Below are 15926 nucleotides of genomic sequence, written 5' to 3' on the forward strand. Positions count from 1 at the left end.
TATTCCATGCGTGGTAACTCACAGCGTGGCGTAGGGCGCCGATCCTTCCTGAAGACGACTGCCGGCCTCGGGGCCGGTGCGGCACTCGCCGTCGCCATCATCGGCTACGACGGCCAGAAGGAGCTCTCCATGCCCGTCCGGTTCGGCTATCTGTCCTGCTCGCTCGTGGCGCTGTACGTCCCGGCGTTCACCCCCTTCGTCGGGTCGATGACCACCACCGGCGCCCAGCTCCTGGCCGTCGCGGCCGGGGTCGCCGCCCTCGTCGTGGCCCAGCAGCGCGGCGTCCCCGCGAGCGCGGAACCGACCTCGAACGACTGACCTTTCTATTCTTCGAGAATACTCTTTTTTCCGATAGCTTCGAACCGCGACCGCGGAGACCACACACGCGATATTCGCCCGTATACCGGCAGTAGCCGGGTTGGGAATCGGATTCGGCCGGAAGAGGCCAGTCGAGAGGGCAGATCCCCGACGGAATCCGAACCACCGACGAAACGAGAGCTATCCGCCGTATCTGCACTCGAAACGGTGGGGTGTCCGCTGTGGGCGTTCAAGACAACTCTCAGAAACGACACCCGAAGTAACTGATACAGTATAGTTCTACGGCCCAGTCCACAGCCCACGTGCATCGCAAACAAGCCTCAAGCCTTCGGACGCCCTACTCCCCTCTATGTTCCGAGACCGCGTGGACGGGGCGACCCAGCTCGTCGACCTCGTCCGCTGCCACGACATGGAGCCGGACGTCGTGCTCGCCATCCCGCGCGGGGGCGTCGAGGTCGGCCGCGTCGTCGCCGACGCCCTGGGGCTCCCGCTCGACGTGGTCGTCGTGCGGAAGCTGGGTGCGCCCGACAACCCCGAACTCGCCATCGGCGCCGTCACCGGCGACGGCGGCGTCTGGCTCAACGACGCGATGATCGACTCGCTGGGGGTCGACGACACCTACGTCGACGCCGAGCTGGCCCGCCAGCGCGAGGCCGCCCGCGAGCGGCTGGAGGCGTACCGCGCCGTCGGCGAGGGGGTCGACCTCACCGATAGGACCGCGTTCATCGTCGACGACGGGCTGGCGACGGGCGCGACGATGTTCGCCGCGGTGCAGGCCGTCCGCGAGGCCGGGGCACGGGCGGTGTACGTCGGCGTCCCCGTCGCCTCCCCGAACGCCGTGGCGCGGCTGGAGGCCGTGGCCGACGGCGTGCTCGTCGTGGAGGCCCCCCCGCATTTCATGTCCGTCGGCCAGTTCTTCCGGCGCTTCGACCAGGTTGACGACGCCCGCGCCCGCGAGCTGTTGACCGGTGCCGTCGCCGAGCTCTGAGCCGCGCGCGGCTTATCGGCGACGAGCGCCTCTGTGTAGGTATGCCACAGGTACTCCAGCGACGGCCGCGATGGGCGCGCGTGTGGGACGACCCGGAGCGGTGCCCGTTCTGCGGTGACCCGACAGCCGACGGCGGAGCCGGGTTCATCGACCACATCGAAAGCGAGAACAGGTGTGCCCGGGCGTTCGAGCGCTGGCGCGAGGGCGTCCGCGAGGATATCGAAGGGGAGTGGAGCGGCTAACTCCCGGTGGCCGAACTCAGGCCGCCGCCGTCTGCTTCTCCGTCCGTTCCGTCACCGCGAGCACCTTCCCCGCAGCGATGGTCTGCCCCGAATCCCGCACCGCGAAGGAGCCGAGCTCGGGGAGCTCCTCGGAGGGCTCCACGCAGAGCGGTTTCTGCGGCCGGAACGTGACGACTGCGGCGTCACCGGGCTCGATGTACTCCGGGTTCTCCTCGAGCACCGCCCCGGTCGTGGGGTCGAGTTTCCTATCGAGCGACTCGATGGTGCAGGCCACCTGCGCGGTGTGCGCGTGGACGACGGGGGTGTACCCCGGCGTGATGACGGAGGGGTGCTGGAGGACGACGATCTGGCCCTGGAACGTCTCCGCGACCGTCGGCGGGTCGTCCGCGGGCCCGCAGACGTCACCGCGGCGGACGTCGTTCACGCTGATACCGCGGACGTTGAACCCGACGTTGTCGCCGGGACCCGCTTTCCGGACCTCCTCGTGGTGCATCTCGATGCTCTTCACCTCGCCCGTGGAGCCGGAGGGCATGAAGCTGACCGTCATTCCGGGTTCGAGGGTGCCGGTCTCGACGCGCCCGACGGGGACCGTCCCGATTCCGGAGATGGAGTAGACGTCCTGGATCGGGATGCGGAGCGGGGCGTCGGTGGATGGTTTGGGCGCCGGGAGCGCGTCGATGGCCTCCAGGAGGTCCGGCCCGTCGTACCACGGCATCTCCTCGGAGTGGGTGGAGACGTTCTCCCCCTCGAACGCCGAGAGGGGGATGAACGTCGCGTCGTCGCTCCTGAATCCGACCTGTTTCAGGAGGGTCTGGACCTCCCCTTTCACCGCCTCGTAGCGCGACTGGTCGTAGTCGACGAGGTCCATCTTGTTGACGACGACGATGAGCTCGCCGATGCCGAGCGTGCGCGCGAGGAAGACGTGCTCGCGGGTCTGCGGGGCGACCCCGTCGTCCGCAGCGACGACGAGGACGGCGTTGTCCGCCTGCGACGCCCCGGTGATCATGTTCTTCACGAAGTCACGGTGGCCCGGCGTGTCGACGATGGTGAAGTCGTAGCTGTCCGTCTCGAACCGCTGGTGAGCGATGTCGATGGTCAGCCCGCGGTCGCGCTCCTCGCCGAGGTTGTCCATCACGTAGGCGAACTCGAAGCCGCCCTTCCCGCGGGACTCGGCCTCCGCGCGGAACTGCTCGATGACGTGCTCCGGGACGCTCCCCGTCTCGAAGAGGAGCCGTCCGACGAGTGTGCTCTTCCCGTGATCGACGTGGCCGATGATGGCGAGGTTCTGGTGGAGTTTCGTGGTCATGGTGCTCACCCGTGGCGACGTGTGCCACTGCGGGAGGTAGGTGATTCACAGCAAAAAGCCTCGCCCGCTGTAGCGACGAAACGCCCCGAATCGGGGCGCCTGCACCCGATTCTCCCCACACGGCGGCCGCGGCTTTACCTGTCTGACCGGCGAACCGGTGGCATGGCGTTCGAGAGCCTCTCCGCGGGCTACTACGTCGGGACCCTCGACGTGGTCCCCTACAGTGGGGCGTGGACGGTGGCCCGGCCGGAGGCGCTCGCCCCCGTCGGCGACGCGGGCGTCGCGTGGTGCCAGCAGCGCTACCTCCGCGTGCGGGGTGACCCCTCCCTCCCCGACCGGACGCTGGCCGTCCCACAGGGGCTGTTCGACCGGCTCGACATGCGCGAGGGGACCTGCGTCGTCTTCCTCGCCAAGCCGGCCGTGGCGCGACTCTACGGGGCGATGCTCGACGCCGTGGTGTCGAACTGACACGTCGTGAGATACAGCTCCAGTTCGTTGGTCATCTCCCACGCGCGTTCGAGGCGGCTGTCGCCGTCGACGAACACGTCTTCCGTGAACTGCCGGGCACGGGTCAACGCGAACTCGATGGCGACGAAGAAGCCGTTCGCGAGGATGAGGAGCACGCCGGCGACGAGCCGGAGCGCGATCTCGGTTGGGGTCATCGGATACACCGTTCTCGCGTGACCGAGTAGAAACCAGCGGCCGAACTACACCAAGACCTGCACCACGGCGAACAGGACGAGCACTCCGAGCACGTCGCAGGTGTTCGTGACGACGGGGATCACCACGTCGTCGGGGTCCAGCCCGAACCGGTAGGCCGCGTAGGTCGCCGTGAGGGTGACACAGACCGCGAGCACCGCGAGCGCCGCACCCGAGGCGAACGCCACCGCCACCACGGTGGAGAGTTCGAGCGCCGCACCCCCCGTGACCCACGTCACCGACCACGCGCCCGCGCCGATGACCGGGAAGACGCTCACCGCGAGCAGCACGGTGGCGAGCGCGTTCCCGCCCATCGTGTCGTCCGTCGGCGAGAAGGAGAGAATTCCGAGGTGGAACGCCGTCGAGAGCCGCGCCGCGAGGATGCTTCCTAAATTCCCCGCTGTCCCGATGGTGACCGGCACGAGCACCAGAAGCGAGGGGTACTGCAGCAGCGTGGCCTCGAAGCTCCCCAGCACGAGCCCCGAGCCGATTTCGAGGAGGGTGAGCGCCAGCAGCACGGGGAGCATCGCCCGCGTGATGGCCCGCACGCTCCACTCCGTCGTCACTCAGGCCACCCCCACGACGACCCGCACCGCGACGAGGAGGAACGTGAGCCCGAACACGTCCCCCGCGGTCGTCACGATGGGGCCCACGAGCGTGTCGGGGTTGTGCCCCCGCCGGTAGCCGGCGAAGACGAGCACGACGACGACGGTCGAAAGGGCGATGCCCGAGAGCAGGCCGGACAGCAGCGCCACGCCCGCGAGCACGGGCAGTGGCGCGGGCGAGCGCGCGAGCCACACGAGCACGAGATACGCCACCACCGCGGCGAAGAGGCTCGCGAGCAGGCCGTTGGCGATGGCCGCCGCGACGGCCTGCCGGAGGCGTTCGTCCCCGGCCCGGACGCGGGGCTCGACGAGCCCCTGGTGGAGCCCCGTGGCGATCCGCGCGCCGAGGCTCCCGTAGACGTTCCCGCGCGTGGCCAACAGCGCGGGGATGAGGACGAGCAGCCCCGGGACGGCCCGGAGCTCCCCGCGCATCCCCCCGAGGACGACGCCCGCGAGGAGCCCGCCCACGACGCTCGCGGCGAGCGCCGGCAGACCTTCTCGATAGGCGTCGACGGCCACCTCGCGAACGGTCATTCGGTCGACTCCACTCGGGGCGAGGATAAAAAGGCGACGTGCCACGTCAGGAAGTACGGAAAACGTCGAGAAACCTATACACCACGGAACGGTGGTGTCAGACGGGATTACGCGTCGGGACCGGTCCAGCGACCGAGCGTCGCGGAGGAGTCGGACTCGGACCAGACGATGCGGACGGTTGCGCTGTCAAGTTGCGTGTCTGCGGTAATGGCGAACGAGTCGCCCGCAGTAATCTCGTTGTCCGATTGTTCCCACGGCGTCGCAGTACTACTCCAAGCGAGGCTAGCGGTGGTCGTCGCCGTGCCCGTGCTGTTTCCCGAGCCCTGGAAGAAGGCGGTGTCAGAAGTCACCGACAGAGCAGAGTCACCGATTTTGTCACCACCATCGTGCGTAACCGTCAATACGTCGGCCCCGGCCGTAGCAGAGTCACTAAACTCGAACGTAAACGACGCCTGCGGCGCGGTCTGCGAGACCTGGTCCCCGAGACCGAGGACGAACGTCCCGATGACGGCCGCGAGGATGACGGTGATGGCGACCATGAGGATGACGCCGATGACGGGTGAGACGGCCTCCTCGTCGGCGAGGAGCTGTTTGAGATTCATTGTATGCATGAGATTGCTATTGCTGCCAGACGGCACCACCGCAGCGCTTCGGGAAGAAACGGGAGCGCCCACCCCCGGGAGGGGACAGGGAGGACATCTGGTCAGATGTTCAGGAGGACGGCGGAGTACTTATATACTGCTGCGTTTAGCGTGCGGTCGGGAACCACACGACATACGAGGCATCGGACGAGGGACGACCCCCACGTCGGCCGGTTTCGGGCGTAACGACCCATTACACGGGAGGGTGAGAGTGACACCGACCGGCACGATGGCCGGTCGCGTGCCGATGCAGGACAGGGGACCGGCCCGACGGGGCCAGTACCGAACGGATGACAGGTAACAGGACGCAGGTGGGACACACCCGGTCACCGTCGGAATCGATGCGGGCGGGGATAAAGACAGAGCCGCCACCCGGGGCGGGAAGGGGCGAGACGAGGCTATCGGAGGGGAATCGGGGGCGCGAGCCCGAGGGTCACCCGAACGGTCCCATGCCGCCGAGGCCACCGCCGCCACCGCCGCCACCGCCGCCCATCTTCTTCATCATGCGTTTCATGTCGCCGTCGCCCATCCCCTGGAACTGCTTCATCATCTGCGACATCATCTTGTGCTGTTCTAAGAGGTCGCGCACCTGCTGTTCCGGCTGGCCGGAGCCACGGGAGACGCGCTCGATGCGGGATTTCCCCATGATACGGGGGTTCTCCAGTTCCTCTTCGGTCATCGAGTCCATGATCACCTCGAAGCTCCGCATCCGGTCTTTGGTGACGTCCATCGCGTCCTCGGGGAGCTGGTCCTTGAGGCCGCCGCCGAGCCCCGGAATCATGTCCAGCACCTGGTCGAGCGGCCCCATCTTGTTCATCGCCGACATCTGCCGGCGCATGTCCTTGAGGGTGAACTCCCCTTTCATCATGTCCTCGGGGTCCCAGTCCTCGTCCTCGGCCTGGGTCTCGCTCATCGCGCGCTCGACGCGCTCGGTGAGTTGTTTCAGGTCGCCCATGCCGAGCAGCCGGGAGATGAACCCCGACGGCTCGAACCGCTCGATGTCGGCGACCTCTTCTCCAGTACCGAGGAAGGCGATGGAGGAGTTCGTCTCGTCGACCGCGGCGAGGGCACCGCCACCTTTCGCCGTCCCGTCGAGCTTGGTGATGACGACGCCGTCGATGCCGACGGCCTCCTGGAAGCGCTGGGCCTGCTCCTTCGCGCCCTGGCCGATGGCGGCGTCGAGCACGAGGAGGTTCCGGTCGGGGTTCACGACGGACTCGATCTCCTCGAGTTCGTCGATGAGGCCCTCTTCCAGTGCGTGGCGACCGGCCGTGTCCACGATGTGGATGTCCGCATCCGCGGTCTCTTCGAGACCCTTCCGGGCGATGTCGACGGGGTCGTCGTTGTCCGGGTCCCCGTAGAACTGGACCTCGGCGCGTTCGCACATCTGCTTCGCCTGGTCGTACGCGCCGGGGCGGAAGGTGTCCGTCTGGATGACGGCGGGCCGGAGCCCCTTCTTCGAGAACCACCACGCCATCTTGGCGGCGGAGGTCGTCTTCCCGGAGCCCTGCAGCCCGGCGAGCATGATGGTCTGGGATTCGAGCGGCAGGTCGGTGGACTCGCCGACCAGGTCGACGAGCTCCTCGTAGACGATACGGAGGACGTGGTCGCGCGCGGAGGTGCCGCCCGGCGGCTCCTCCTCGAGGGCGCGCTCACGGATCGAAGAGGAGAGGTCCATCACGAGGGAGACGTCGACGTCCGCCTGCAGCAGCGACCGCTGGATCTCCTTCACGATGTCCTCGACGTCCTCCTCGCTGAGCCGGGACTTCCCGCTGAGCTTGTCGAGGCTCTCGCGGAGGGAACTCCCGAGGTTGTCGAGTACCATTTGCCGCACCTACTTCCCCGAGCCGGTAAACTCTTTTCCGTCGCGTCTCGGGGTCGACAGCCTCTTTTTCCCCCTCCGGGAGAGGGGAATATGGACCTCCCGGCACTCGCGTACGTCACCGCGTCCGTGGCGCTCATCCTCACGCCGGGGCCGGACACGGCGTTCGTCCTCGCGCAGTCGCTCGGGGGCGGGCGCGCCGCGGGCGTCCGCGCCGCCGCGGGGGTGAGTCTGGGCGTCCTCGTCCACACCGTCGCCGCCGTCGTCGGACTCTCCGTGGTCTTCGAGGCCTCGCCCGTCGCCTACCGCGCGGTCACCCTCCTCGGGGCTGCCTATCTGCTCTATCTCGGCGTCGTCACCCTCCGGGGCACGGGCGGCATCGACCTCGAATCGAACGGGGAGGATGGGCTCAGACAGGGGTTTCTCACGAACGTCCTCAACCCGAAGGTGGCGCTGTTCTTCATCGCCTTCCTCCCCGGGTTCGGCGAGGGGCTGGAGCTGCTCCCGCTCGGGGTGCTGTACGCCGTCCTGACGATGGCGTATCTCGGCCCGCTGGCGCTGCTCTCGGGAGCCGCGAGCGACCTCGTCAGACGGCCGGGGGTCCAGCGGCTGCTCAGACTGCTCTCGGGGGGCGTCCTCTGTGTGCTGGGAGTCGTCGTGCTCGGCGGGGTGTGAGCGCCTGACGCAGCCCTCCGGCCGGGACGACGCCCGCGAGCTCCCCGCGTTGCTCCCCGAACCCGTGGAGGCGGTCCTGCTGGCGAACACCCTCCACGGCGTCGACGACCGGGTCGGCCTCGCCCGCGCGGTCCGCGACTCGCTCGTCGAGGGCGGGCGCTTCGCCGTCGTCAACTGGAAACCGCTCCCGCGCGCCGAGACGACCGTCCGCGCCGCCCCGCGCGGGCCACCGACCGACCAGCGGCTCCCGGCCGACGAGACGGTCGGGACACTCGAGGAGGCGGGCTTCACGGTCGAGCGGACCGTCGAGTTGGAGCCGTACCACTACGGCGTCGTCGCGACGCGATAGGACACGGTCAGTGGTCGGCGTCGTGGGGGTTCCGCACCGTCCCGTACGCGTCGGCGTGGTCGGTGTAGTCGATGAACCGGGGGGCGTCGGGGTCGAACGGCCGTTCGATCGACTCGAACGCCCGCTTTTTGTCCCAGCTCTGGAGCCCGCCGATGGCGCTCCTGTCTTCGAGGTCGTGGTAGTCGAGGTCCGGCTCTGTCAGCTCCCACGCCCGCAGCCCCTGCTCGGTCCGGACGATGACCGACGAGTACTCGTCGCTGGAGCCGACGGACCCCACCGTGAGGTCCGCACAGTAGCCGGTGAAGTCCGCACACTCGTCACACCCCTTCAGCGCGGCGTCGTGGAACGCCTCGACGTCCTCCTCGACGATGAGCTCGCCGTCGTGGTCGTACGCCATCAGCTTTCCGTCGAGCACGTCGAGCTTCCCGATCTCCTCCGGCGCGACGCCGCGTTTCTCGGCCAGCTGTTCGCCGATGAGCCGCTGGTAGTTGAAGTTCTTCGTGCACATCAGCGCGATGGTGTAGTCGATGGCCCGGACGCCGGCCTCCTCGCTGCCGTACTCCCAGTCGAAGTCCTGTAGCGCGCGGATCCCCTCGATCTCACAGGGAGTGCCGACGAGCGCGAGCGACAGCTCCTCGGGCGGTTTGTCGGGGAGCTTGTGCGCCCAGCGGTCGAGCCCGAGGCTCCCGAGCGCCATCGTCTGATTGTAGAAGCTTCCGGCGTTCGCGACCAGCTCCGCGGTCGTCGTCGCGAGGAACGCCTCCGCCTTCCACGGCTCCTCGTCCGACTCGGTGGCGACGACAGCGCCGTCGATCTCGCCGGCCTCGAGCAGATGCGAGAGGACGCTCGTGACGACGCCACCGTCCTGTGCCCCCTCGCGCCAGTCCGCCTCGACCCGCGCGGAGAACTCCGTGATTGGGTCGCCCGCGCCCGTCACGTTCTCCTCCCCGCCCGTGATCTTCCACTGGCGCTCGTAGCGCAGCCCCCCGCGGGGACAGAAGTCCCAGCAGAGCGAGCAGCCGGTACACATCTTCACCAGCTCCGGCAGCCCGTCGTCGCCGATGCCGATGGAGTCCGAGGGGCAGGCGGCCACGCACGTCCCGCACTGGATACACCGGTCCGCGTCGATCACCGCGTGGTCGAGCTCCATGAACCACGTCTTCTCGTCGGGCGTCTCGATGTCGTTCATCCGGCTCCGGATGGCGTACGAGGGGGTGTCGAGCGCCGCCCCCTCGGGGGCGTTCACGCGCTCGGTCGGGTTCCCGTCGTCGACGTTCTGGCTCACCCCCTCCGCGGGGGGCGTGAACGTGACGGGTTTCAGGTTCCCCTCGCCGTCGACGTTCGCGGGGGTCGTCCCGCCGTCCGAACGCACGCCCGAACCGGAGCACGCGCAGTCGTCGCCACAGCCACAGCCGTCGTCCGCCACGTCGGGGACGTGTGGAAACGGCCCGGGCTCGTCGGCCGCGGGATCGGCGGCTGTCGACGGGGGCTCGCCCCCCTCCACGAGCTCCGGGGCGGCGTCGGCCGGCGCGGTCGTCGATCGGTCCCCGTTCGCAGTGTCACCGTCCGCTCGCGGGCGTCGCCCGCTCGAACCGCCAGCGGCCTCCTCCCGGTCGGCGCCCTCGTCAGTCCCCATGGGCGACACCCCCCGAGACGTTCGCGTCGGCCCCGCGCATCACGTCGCGCAGGCGGTCGTTCTCCACCCGCCGACACCACTCGTAGAACCGCTCGCCCGCCTCGCGCTCGTCGGTGTAGGCCGCGAACAGGGCTTCGAGCGCCGGCAGGACGGCACCGGCGGGGACGGCCGTCTCCACCCAGTCGAGGAAGGCGTTGTCCGCGCCGAGCGAGCCGCCGAGGCCGAAGTCCATCCCCTCGACGAGATCATCTCCTTCGGCGTTCGTCGCCCCGTCGGCGTCTGCCAGTTTGACCGTCTCGCCGCGGAAGCCGATGTCCGCGATCTGTGGCTGGGCACAGGAGGCCGAACAGCCGGACATGTGCATCCGCACGACCGCGAGGTCGTCGGGGGTCTCGATGCGGTCGTCGAGGGCGCGCGCCCACCGCCGGACCCGGGCCTTCGTCTCGATGATGCCGTAGTTGCAGAACTCGCTGCCGGTACAGCCGACCGCGCCGCGCGAGAACGGGCCGGGGTCGGGCTGGTAGTCCGCCGCGAACGGCTCGGCGAGCAGGTCGTCGACCCGGTCTGTGGGAACGTGCGTGAGGAGGAAGTTCTGGTCCGTCGCGAGCCGGATCGAGGCGTCGTCGGTGCCGTGCGCCCGCGCGGCGCGGGCGGCCTCCACGAACTCCGACCCGCCCATCCGCCCCGCGATGACGTTGAACCCGACGTACCGGAGCCCCTCCTGTTTCTGGTCGTGGACGCCGACGTGGTCGCCGGTGTACCCCTCGGTGAGGTCGACACCCCGGCCGGGCAGGTCGACGGTACACCGGTCGCGGACGGCCTCCTCGAACCGGTCGGGGCCGAGCTGTTCGACGAGATAGCGCATCCGGCAGACGCCGCGGTTGTGGCGGTCGCCGAGCTCCTTGAACGTCTGGGCGACGGCACGACAGAACTCCACGGCGTCCTCCGGGCGGACGAACACGTCCAGCGGAGACGCCATCCGCGGGCCGTCGGAGAGCCCGCCGCCGACGCGGGCGTGGAAGCCGTAGTACCACTCTTGTTTGAACTTCTTCTTCGCCGGCACCAGCCCCACGTCGTTGATCTGCGACTGCGCGCAGTCCTCGCGGCAGCCGGTGATGGTCAGCTTGAACTTCCGCGGGAGGTTCGCGTACTCGCGGTTGCCGGTGAAGAAGTCGGAGACGGCCTCCACGACCGGCTGGGCGTCGAAACACTCGTGGTCTGTGAGCCCCGCCGCCGGACAGCCGAGGACGTTTCTGGCCCCGTCACCACAGCCCTGCACGGTCGTGAGCCCCACCTCGTCGTAGCGGTCCCAGATCTCCGGGACGTCCTCGATGCGGATCCAGTGCATCTGGACGTCCTGCCGCGTCGTGATGTCGAGGAAGGCGTCGCCCCAGACGGCGTTCTGCGTCGCGCCGCCGTGCTCGGGCGGGGCGGTGGCGAACTCGTCGGCCACCTCGCCGATGACCGCGGCCTGCTCGGGCGTGAGGACCCCGCCGGGCACCTTCGTCCGGAGCATAAAGTACCCCTCGTGTTGCCCGTGGGCGTAGAGGCCCGCCCACTTCAGCCGTTCCCACTCGCCGTCGCCAGCCGCGGCCTCGATCTCGTCGAACGATGCGCCCTCCGCCGCGTACCGCCGGACGTCGTCGATGACGTCGAGCGGGTGTTTCTCCTGTTTGTGTTGCTCGACCGTGTTCATAGGACTCGCCCCCTGTGGAGTGGTAGCGATTATCACTCAGCAGACCGGCCACACGGTTGTAGCTCAGTATCCCGGCGAGCACTGACGGAGGTTCGGGGAACCCGTGCCGATTGCTGGCACGCGTGACAAGACCCAACACACCACATCGGGTGAACTCGGGGGAGTACGGCGTCAGAACAGCGGAGAACGGCGCGTGCGCGTGTCACCGGATTCGTTGACACCGGTTCACACGCGAACGCCGAGGGGGCCGGGGGTTTCGCGCCGCGAGGGCGTGGCAGGTTCCGGAAACGATTGCCGGGGTTCGCGGTCAGTTGATGATGCGGTCGACGATGACCTCGGGGTCGAACCGTTCGAGGTCGTCGTACCCCTGACCCACCCCGAGAAAGAGGATGGGCTTGCCCGTGACGTGGGCGATGGAGATGGCCGCACCGCCCGAGGAGTCGGCGTCCGCCTTCGTCAGGATGACGCCGTCGATCTCGGCCGCCTCGTCGAACTTCTGGGCGCGCTGGGTCGCGTCCTGCCCGGCGACCGCCTCGTCCACGAAGAGGGTCAGATCGGGGCCGACGACGCGGTCGATCTTCTCCAGCTGCGACATCAGGTCGTTCGAGGTGTGGAGCCGCCCGGCCGTATCGCCCAGGACGACGTCGATGTCGTTCGCCTTCGCGTACTCCACGGCGTCGTAGATGACGGCCGCGGGGTCACCGCCCTGCTCGTGGGCGATGAGCTTCGTGTCGAGCGCCGCCGCGTGCTCGCGGATCTGCTCGTTCGCGCCGGCACGGTAGGTGTCGCCGTTGGCGATGACCGACGAGAGCCCGCGCTCCTCCAGATACCGCGAGAGCTTCGCGATGCTCGTCGTCTTCCCGACGCCGTTGATGCCGGTGAAGATGATGGTGACGGGCTTGTCGGCCGCCTGAATCCGGGCATCGAAGTCGAACTGCCCGACGCTGATGACCTCCTTCAGCGCGTCGCCGATGGCGTTCTCGACGACGATCTCGCCGGTCTGGACCTGCGAACGGGTCTGGCCGACGAGGTTCTCGCGGAGCCGCTCGACGATGGCGCTCGCGACGCTCATCTCCACGTCACCCTGGAGGAGAGCGAGCTCGAGCTGTTCGAGCGGCTCCTCCAGTTCCTCCTCCGTGATGACGGTCTTCCCGGTGGCGAACATCTTCGCCCGCTCGCCGAGCCCGCGCTCCTTCTTCGCCTCCTTCTGCGCCTGCTTGATGCGTTCCTCCTTCGAGGGTTCCTCGTCGGCGTCCCCGGCGTCGGGAGCGGCTCCGGAGTCGGCCTCCGCAGCCGGCGCTTCCGGCTCGGACTCGGGTGCAGAAACGGAGTCGGCATCGCCAGCCGCGGCTGTCTCCTCAGCCGCGGCTTCTTCGGCCCCTTCCTCCACGTCGGACTTGAAGCGGCCGAGCTTCTCCTTCAGGCCTTCGAACATGGCTTACTCGTCGTCCTGCTCCTGCGCCTGCTGCTGCATCATCTGCATCTGCTGCTGTTGCATCTGCTGGGCCTGCTGTTCGAGCTGGGCCGACTGCTGTTCGACCTCCTCGATCTCGGCTTCGACCTCGTCGATACGGTCGTCGAGCGCCTCCTTCTTGGATTCGAGCGTCTCGACGGCCTCGTCCTGCTCGTGTTCCGCGGCGTAGCCGCCACCGAGCGAGACGACGACCTCGTCGATGTCCTCGACCTCGGCGCGGACGTGCGCGCCGCCGCCGACTGGGACCTGCACGATGGAGCCGGACTCGAGCGTCTCCAGCGCCTCGATGGCCTCGTCGATCTCGGACTGCTCGTCGCGCAGCCCCTCGACCTCCTCACGCAGCGCCTGCTTCTCCTGTTCGAGCTGCTGCATCTCCTGCTGGAGCTGCTGCATCTCCTGGGGCATGCTCATGCTGTAACCCCGTAGATGTCGATGTCGCGACGCTTGAGACCGAGCTGCGACCCGAAGTTCGTGTACGTGCGCTCGAGCGCCACGTTCTGGTTGGGCGCTTCGATCTGTTTCTCGAACTCCTGCCACCCATCACGGGCGACGAACCGACCGGTAACCGTGAACTCACTCATATTTACGGGTGTGACCTCTAGCGGGAAGTATTTTCTCTTTTGGTGGAATCAGCTACTGAAGATGTACACGGTAGCTAAGTTGAATTATTATTGCCGTCTAAAATCAGGTGAACGGCCTCGTGAGGATTGAGGGAGTCAGACGAATAAAAAATGCGAACCATTTCATATATGTCGAAACGAACGAGACGAGGCCTGTGTCAGGCCGGGGGCATCCTCGCCCTCGGTGCGCTCGCCGGGTGTGTGCAGTGGTCGGGAACGATACCGAACAGCGACCCACCGGTAGTCGACCGGTTCGTCTTCCGGTCAGATACGGGAGAGACGGAGCCGGTCATCGTGTACAGCGTCCACTGCGAACCGGAAACGTCGCCGTGGATTGCCCGTGCCGTCCACGATGCCCCGGCGTCGGGCGAGGTGACCGTCGTGGGCGTATCGAAGGAACCGGGGTTCTACAGCGTGTACGGTGAAGCACAGAACCACGGCACGAGAGATGTCGCGGCGTTCAACTCGTACGACGACGACGACGGCCCGACCGGGAACGTCCAGGTCGAGTTCGTCGTCCAGCGCAACGGGAGTATGTGGTCGAACGTCAACGGCTCCGGCGCGGAGATAGCGATTCCCGGCCCGGGAAACTGAGTCCGGGCGGCCCGAACCGATGTGCAAACGATGTGCATCCGCCGAAACCGTTTTGATTGTGTGTGCAAGATATGCACACGAGATGAGCGCGAGCGACGACCCCCGACGCGTCCACTTCCAGTCTCCCGAGTACCTCGTCGAACGGCTGGACGCCATCGCCGACCTCTTCGACACGGACCGAACGGACCTCCTCGTGGAGGCCATCCGGGCGTACATCGAGGAGACCGCCCACAGCGAGTCGTTTCAGGAGCTGGTCGCGGCGAAGTACTACGACGGCCAGCTGGCGTTCGAGACGGTGAAACAGCTCGTCGGGGCGGAGACGGCCCAGCGACTCCGACTCCTCAAGGCCGACCTGGACGGTGAACCGCTCGACCTCGCAGCCCCTGAGGACACCGACATCTACGGGGGTGGCGCGACGACCGTCGAGCCGAGACACGAGATTGACGAGACCGGCGATACCGACGCTCGATGAGCGACGGGCCACGACTCCGGACGGTCGTCGCGGACACGAGTGCGCTCGTCAGCCTCGCCGTGCCCCGTGCGGACGCGGGCTTCGATACCGACACCACCCCGGACCCCCTCCAGTACCTGCTCACGTCCTGCGACGTGTCGGTCCCACCGACCGTCGTCTCGGAACTCCGGGAGGTCGCGGGGTACCGGGACATCCACGCGACCGCGGCGAGCAACGTCCTCGCGGCCGACGCCCACTACACCGTTACGGACCCGTACCAGCGACCCGAGACCCCTGACTCCCGCCCCACCTTCGGACTCGACGACGGGGAGACCGACGGCATCGTTCTCGCCAACGCGCTTGCCGTCGACGGCTTTCTCACCGACGAGTTCGGCGGGACGAACTTCGCGCTCGTTCATGCGGCATTGCGAGGTCCCCGAATCGTCCCGACGCCGCGGCTCATCTGCGACTACGCGCGTGGCGGACACCTGACCCACGAGGACGCGCGACGGCTCATCACGGGAATCAGTCCACATCGGAGTTGGGAGAACAGCCCCTACGTCGCCCGGTTGCTCGCGGGGCTGGAAGAATAACGGCCGAGAAGAAGCGTCAGTCGATGTAGCCGAGGGCGTCCTCGATACGGCCGAGTTCGGGGCCCGTGGTGTCGTTGCCGACGATGTAGCCGTTCGCGTTGGCGACGAGCCCGGAGCCGACGAGCGGGCCACCGTAGTTGATGGTGCCGATGTCGGCGGGGACCCCCAGCAGGTCCTCTAAGGCGTCGAGCTCCTCGTCGGTGCTCTTCGGATGACAGAGCACGCCGCGGTTGTTCGCGACGGCCGCGGTCCCGACGGTGCGGACGCCCGCGAGGTCACCGCGCTCGACGGGGACCTGTAAGGCCTCCTCGACGGCTTCGACGGCCGCCTCGGAGAGCCCGGGGTGGACGTACGCGCCGGTGTCGTTGGCGAGGACGACGTTGCCGGCGGCGTTGATGCGCCCCGGAAGCTCGACGACGGGAAGGTCGACCACGTCGGCGATGCGCTCGCGTTCGTACCGCTCGACGCGGCTGCTCACGAGCAGGCCGTTCCCGTTGCCCGCGACGAGCGCGCCGACGGTGCCGGAGCCGGCGATGGTCGTCCGGACGGTCGGCACCCCCAGCTCGGCCTCGAAGTCGTCGAGGAGCCCGTCGTCGAGGTCCGGCCGCACGAGGACGCAGTCGTCCGTCGCCCGGGCGAAGACCCCGACGTACGAGGAGCCGGAGATGGCCGCGCGGAGCACG

Annotated in this window: 20 protein-coding genes and 1 pseudogene; 9 read left to right on the plus strand and 12 right to left on the minus strand. The window is 68.1% G+C overall.

The features are described from left to right. The first annotated feature begins 6 nt into the window (after window positions 1-6). The 3 genes from ACQUQR_RS12720 to ACQUQR_RS12730 all read left to right on the plus strand — a co-directional run bounded on the left by ACQUQR_RS12720 (window position 7) and on the right by ACQUQR_RS12730 (window position 1548). Window positions 7-318 (plus strand): hypothetical protein, encoded by a 312-nt coding sequence (locus ACQUQR_RS12720; protein ID WP_435196863.1) that lies wholly within the window; start codon window positions 7-9, stop codon window positions 316-318. A 349-nt stretch (window positions 319-667) separates the two neighbouring features. Further along, window positions 668-1306, plus strand: coding sequence for a phosphoribosyltransferase (locus ACQUQR_RS12725; protein WP_435196864.1), 639 nt, complete (start codon window positions 668-670; stop codon window positions 1304-1306). 41 nt (window positions 1307-1347) lie between these two features. After that, window positions 1348-1548 carry a DUF7501 family protein gene (locus ACQUQR_RS12730; protein ID WP_435196865.1) on the plus strand — a complete coding sequence of 67 codons (201 nt, stop codon included), beginning with the start codon at window positions 1348-1350 and terminating at the stop codon, window positions 1546-1548. Between the two features lie 16 nt (window positions 1549-1564). Here the strand turns inward: ACQUQR_RS12730 and tuf are convergent, their stop codons facing one another. Then, window positions 1565-2854 carry a translation elongation factor EF-1 subunit alpha gene (gene tuf, locus ACQUQR_RS12735; protein WP_435196866.1) on the minus strand — a complete coding sequence of 430 codons (1290 nt, stop codon included), beginning with the start codon at window positions 2852-2854 and terminating at the stop codon, window positions 1565-1567. A 162-nt stretch (window positions 2855-3016) separates the two neighbouring features. Between tuf and ACQUQR_RS12740 the strand changes: the two genes are divergently transcribed. Continuing rightward, window positions 3017-3322, plus strand: a complete 306-nt coding sequence (locus tag ACQUQR_RS12740) for a hypothetical protein (protein ID WP_435196867.1) — start codon at window positions 3017-3019, stop codon at window positions 3320-3322. Here the strand turns inward: ACQUQR_RS12740 and ACQUQR_RS12745 are convergent. The 5 genes and pseudogenes from ACQUQR_RS12745 to ACQUQR_RS12765 form a co-directional block, all read right to left on the minus strand. Beyond that, a pseudogene (locus tag ACQUQR_RS12745) lies at window positions 3292-3516 on the minus strand (CNNM domain-containing protein); the annotation flags it as partial. The gene ACQUQR_RS12740 and the pseudogene ACQUQR_RS12745 overlap by 31 nt on opposite strands. A 45-nt stretch (window positions 3517-3561) precedes the next feature. Beyond that, window positions 3562-4119: a magnesium transporter gene (locus tag ACQUQR_RS12750; protein WP_435196868.1), complete on the minus strand. Its 558-nt coding sequence runs from the start codon at window positions 4117-4119 to the stop codon at window positions 3562-3564. Continuing rightward, complete coding sequence (locus ACQUQR_RS12755; protein ID WP_435196869.1) at window positions 4120-4692, minus strand: magnesium transporter; 573 nt, start codon at window positions 4690-4692, stop codon at window positions 4120-4122. A 107-nt stretch (window positions 4693-4799) separates the two neighbouring features. Continuing rightward, window positions 4800-5294: a type IV pilin gene (locus ACQUQR_RS12760; protein WP_435196982.1), complete on the minus strand. Its 495-nt coding sequence runs from the start codon at window positions 5292-5294 to the stop codon at window positions 4800-4802. A gap of 472 nt (window positions 5295-5766) precedes the next feature. Continuing rightward, a complete protein-coding gene (locus ACQUQR_RS12765) occupies window positions 5767-7158 on the minus strand; it encodes a signal recognition particle protein Srp54 (protein ID WP_435196870.1) in 1392 nt (463 codons plus the stop codon). Between the two features lie 90 nt (window positions 7159-7248). Here ACQUQR_RS12765 and ACQUQR_RS12770 point away from each other — a divergent pair, with 90 nt between their 5' ends. After that, window positions 7249-7830, plus strand: a complete 582-nt coding sequence (locus ACQUQR_RS12770; RefSeq protein ID WP_435196871.1) for a LysE family translocator — start codon at window positions 7249-7251, stop codon at window positions 7828-7830. Then, window positions 7796-8179 carry a hypothetical protein gene (locus ACQUQR_RS12775; RefSeq protein WP_435196872.1) on the plus strand — a complete coding sequence of 128 codons (384 nt, stop codon included), beginning with the start codon at window positions 7796-7798 and terminating at the stop codon, window positions 8177-8179. The genes ACQUQR_RS12770 and ACQUQR_RS12775 overlap by 35 nt, the downstream gene beginning before the upstream one ends. A gap of 7 nt (window positions 8180-8186) precedes the next feature. Here the strand turns inward: ACQUQR_RS12775 and ACQUQR_RS12780 are convergent, their stop codons facing one another. The 5 genes from ACQUQR_RS12780 to rpl18a form a co-directional block, all read right to left on the minus strand. Beyond that, window positions 8187-9815: a Coenzyme F420 hydrogenase/dehydrogenase, beta subunit C-terminal domain gene (locus tag ACQUQR_RS12780; protein ID WP_435196873.1), complete on the minus strand. Its 1629-nt coding sequence runs from the start codon at window positions 9813-9815 to the stop codon at window positions 8187-8189. Further along, entirely contained in the window at window positions 9805-11511 is a 1707-nt protein-coding gene (locus ACQUQR_RS12785) for a nitrite/sulfite reductase (RefSeq protein WP_435196874.1), read from the minus strand. Before ACQUQR_RS12785 ends, ACQUQR_RS12780 begins: the two co-directional genes overlap by 11 nt. A gap of 307 nt (window positions 11512-11818) precedes the next feature. Then, complete coding sequence (gene ftsY / locus ACQUQR_RS12790) at window positions 11819-12946, minus strand: signal recognition particle-docking protein FtsY (RefSeq protein ID WP_435196875.1); 1128 nt, start codon at window positions 12944-12946, stop codon at window positions 11819-11821. A 3-nt stretch (window positions 12947-12949) separates the two neighbouring features. After that, entirely contained in the window at window positions 12950-13396 is a 447-nt protein-coding gene (gene pfdA, locus ACQUQR_RS12795; protein ID WP_435196876.1) for a prefoldin subunit alpha, read from the minus strand. Next, window positions 13393-13566: a 50S ribosomal protein L18Ae gene (gene rpl18a / locus ACQUQR_RS12800; protein WP_435196877.1), complete on the minus strand. Its 174-nt coding sequence runs from the start codon at window positions 13564-13566 to the stop codon at window positions 13393-13395. Before rpl18a ends, pfdA begins: the two co-directional genes overlap by 4 nt. 168 nt (window positions 13567-13734) lie before the next feature. On the opposite strand from rpl18a, the gene ACQUQR_RS12805 reads away from it, so the two are divergent. The 3 genes from ACQUQR_RS12805 (at window position 13735) to ACQUQR_RS12815 (ending at window position 15243) form a co-directional block, all read left to right on the plus strand. Further along, window positions 13735-14199 carry a hypothetical protein gene (locus ACQUQR_RS12805; protein ID WP_435196878.1) on the plus strand — a complete coding sequence of 155 codons (465 nt, stop codon included), beginning with the start codon at window positions 13735-13737 and terminating at the stop codon, window positions 14197-14199. 82 nt (window positions 14200-14281) lie between these two features. Continuing rightward, window positions 14282-14671 (plus strand): hypothetical protein, encoded by a 390-nt coding sequence (locus ACQUQR_RS12810; protein WP_435196879.1) that lies wholly within the window; start codon window positions 14282-14284, stop codon window positions 14669-14671. Next, window positions 14668-15243, plus strand: coding sequence for a hypothetical protein (locus ACQUQR_RS12815; RefSeq protein WP_435196880.1), 576 nt, complete (start codon window positions 14668-14670; stop codon window positions 15241-15243). The genes ACQUQR_RS12810 and ACQUQR_RS12815 overlap by 4 nt, the downstream gene beginning before the upstream one ends. A 16-nt stretch (window positions 15244-15259) precedes the next feature. On the opposite strand, the gene ACQUQR_RS12820 is transcribed toward ACQUQR_RS12815, so the two are convergent. Next, the gene (locus ACQUQR_RS12820) at window positions 15260-15925 is read right to left on the minus strand and encodes a translation initiation factor IF-6 (RefSeq protein ID WP_435196881.1); all 666 of its coding nucleotides are present in this window, start codon (window positions 15923-15925) and stop codon (window positions 15260-15262) included. Window position 15926: the final 1 nt, after the last annotated feature.

The sequence above is a fragment of the Natronomonas sp. EA1 genome (assembly GCF_051195035.1).
GTDB lineage: Archaea > Halobacteriota > Halobacteria > Halobacteriales > Haloarculaceae > JBNTJV01.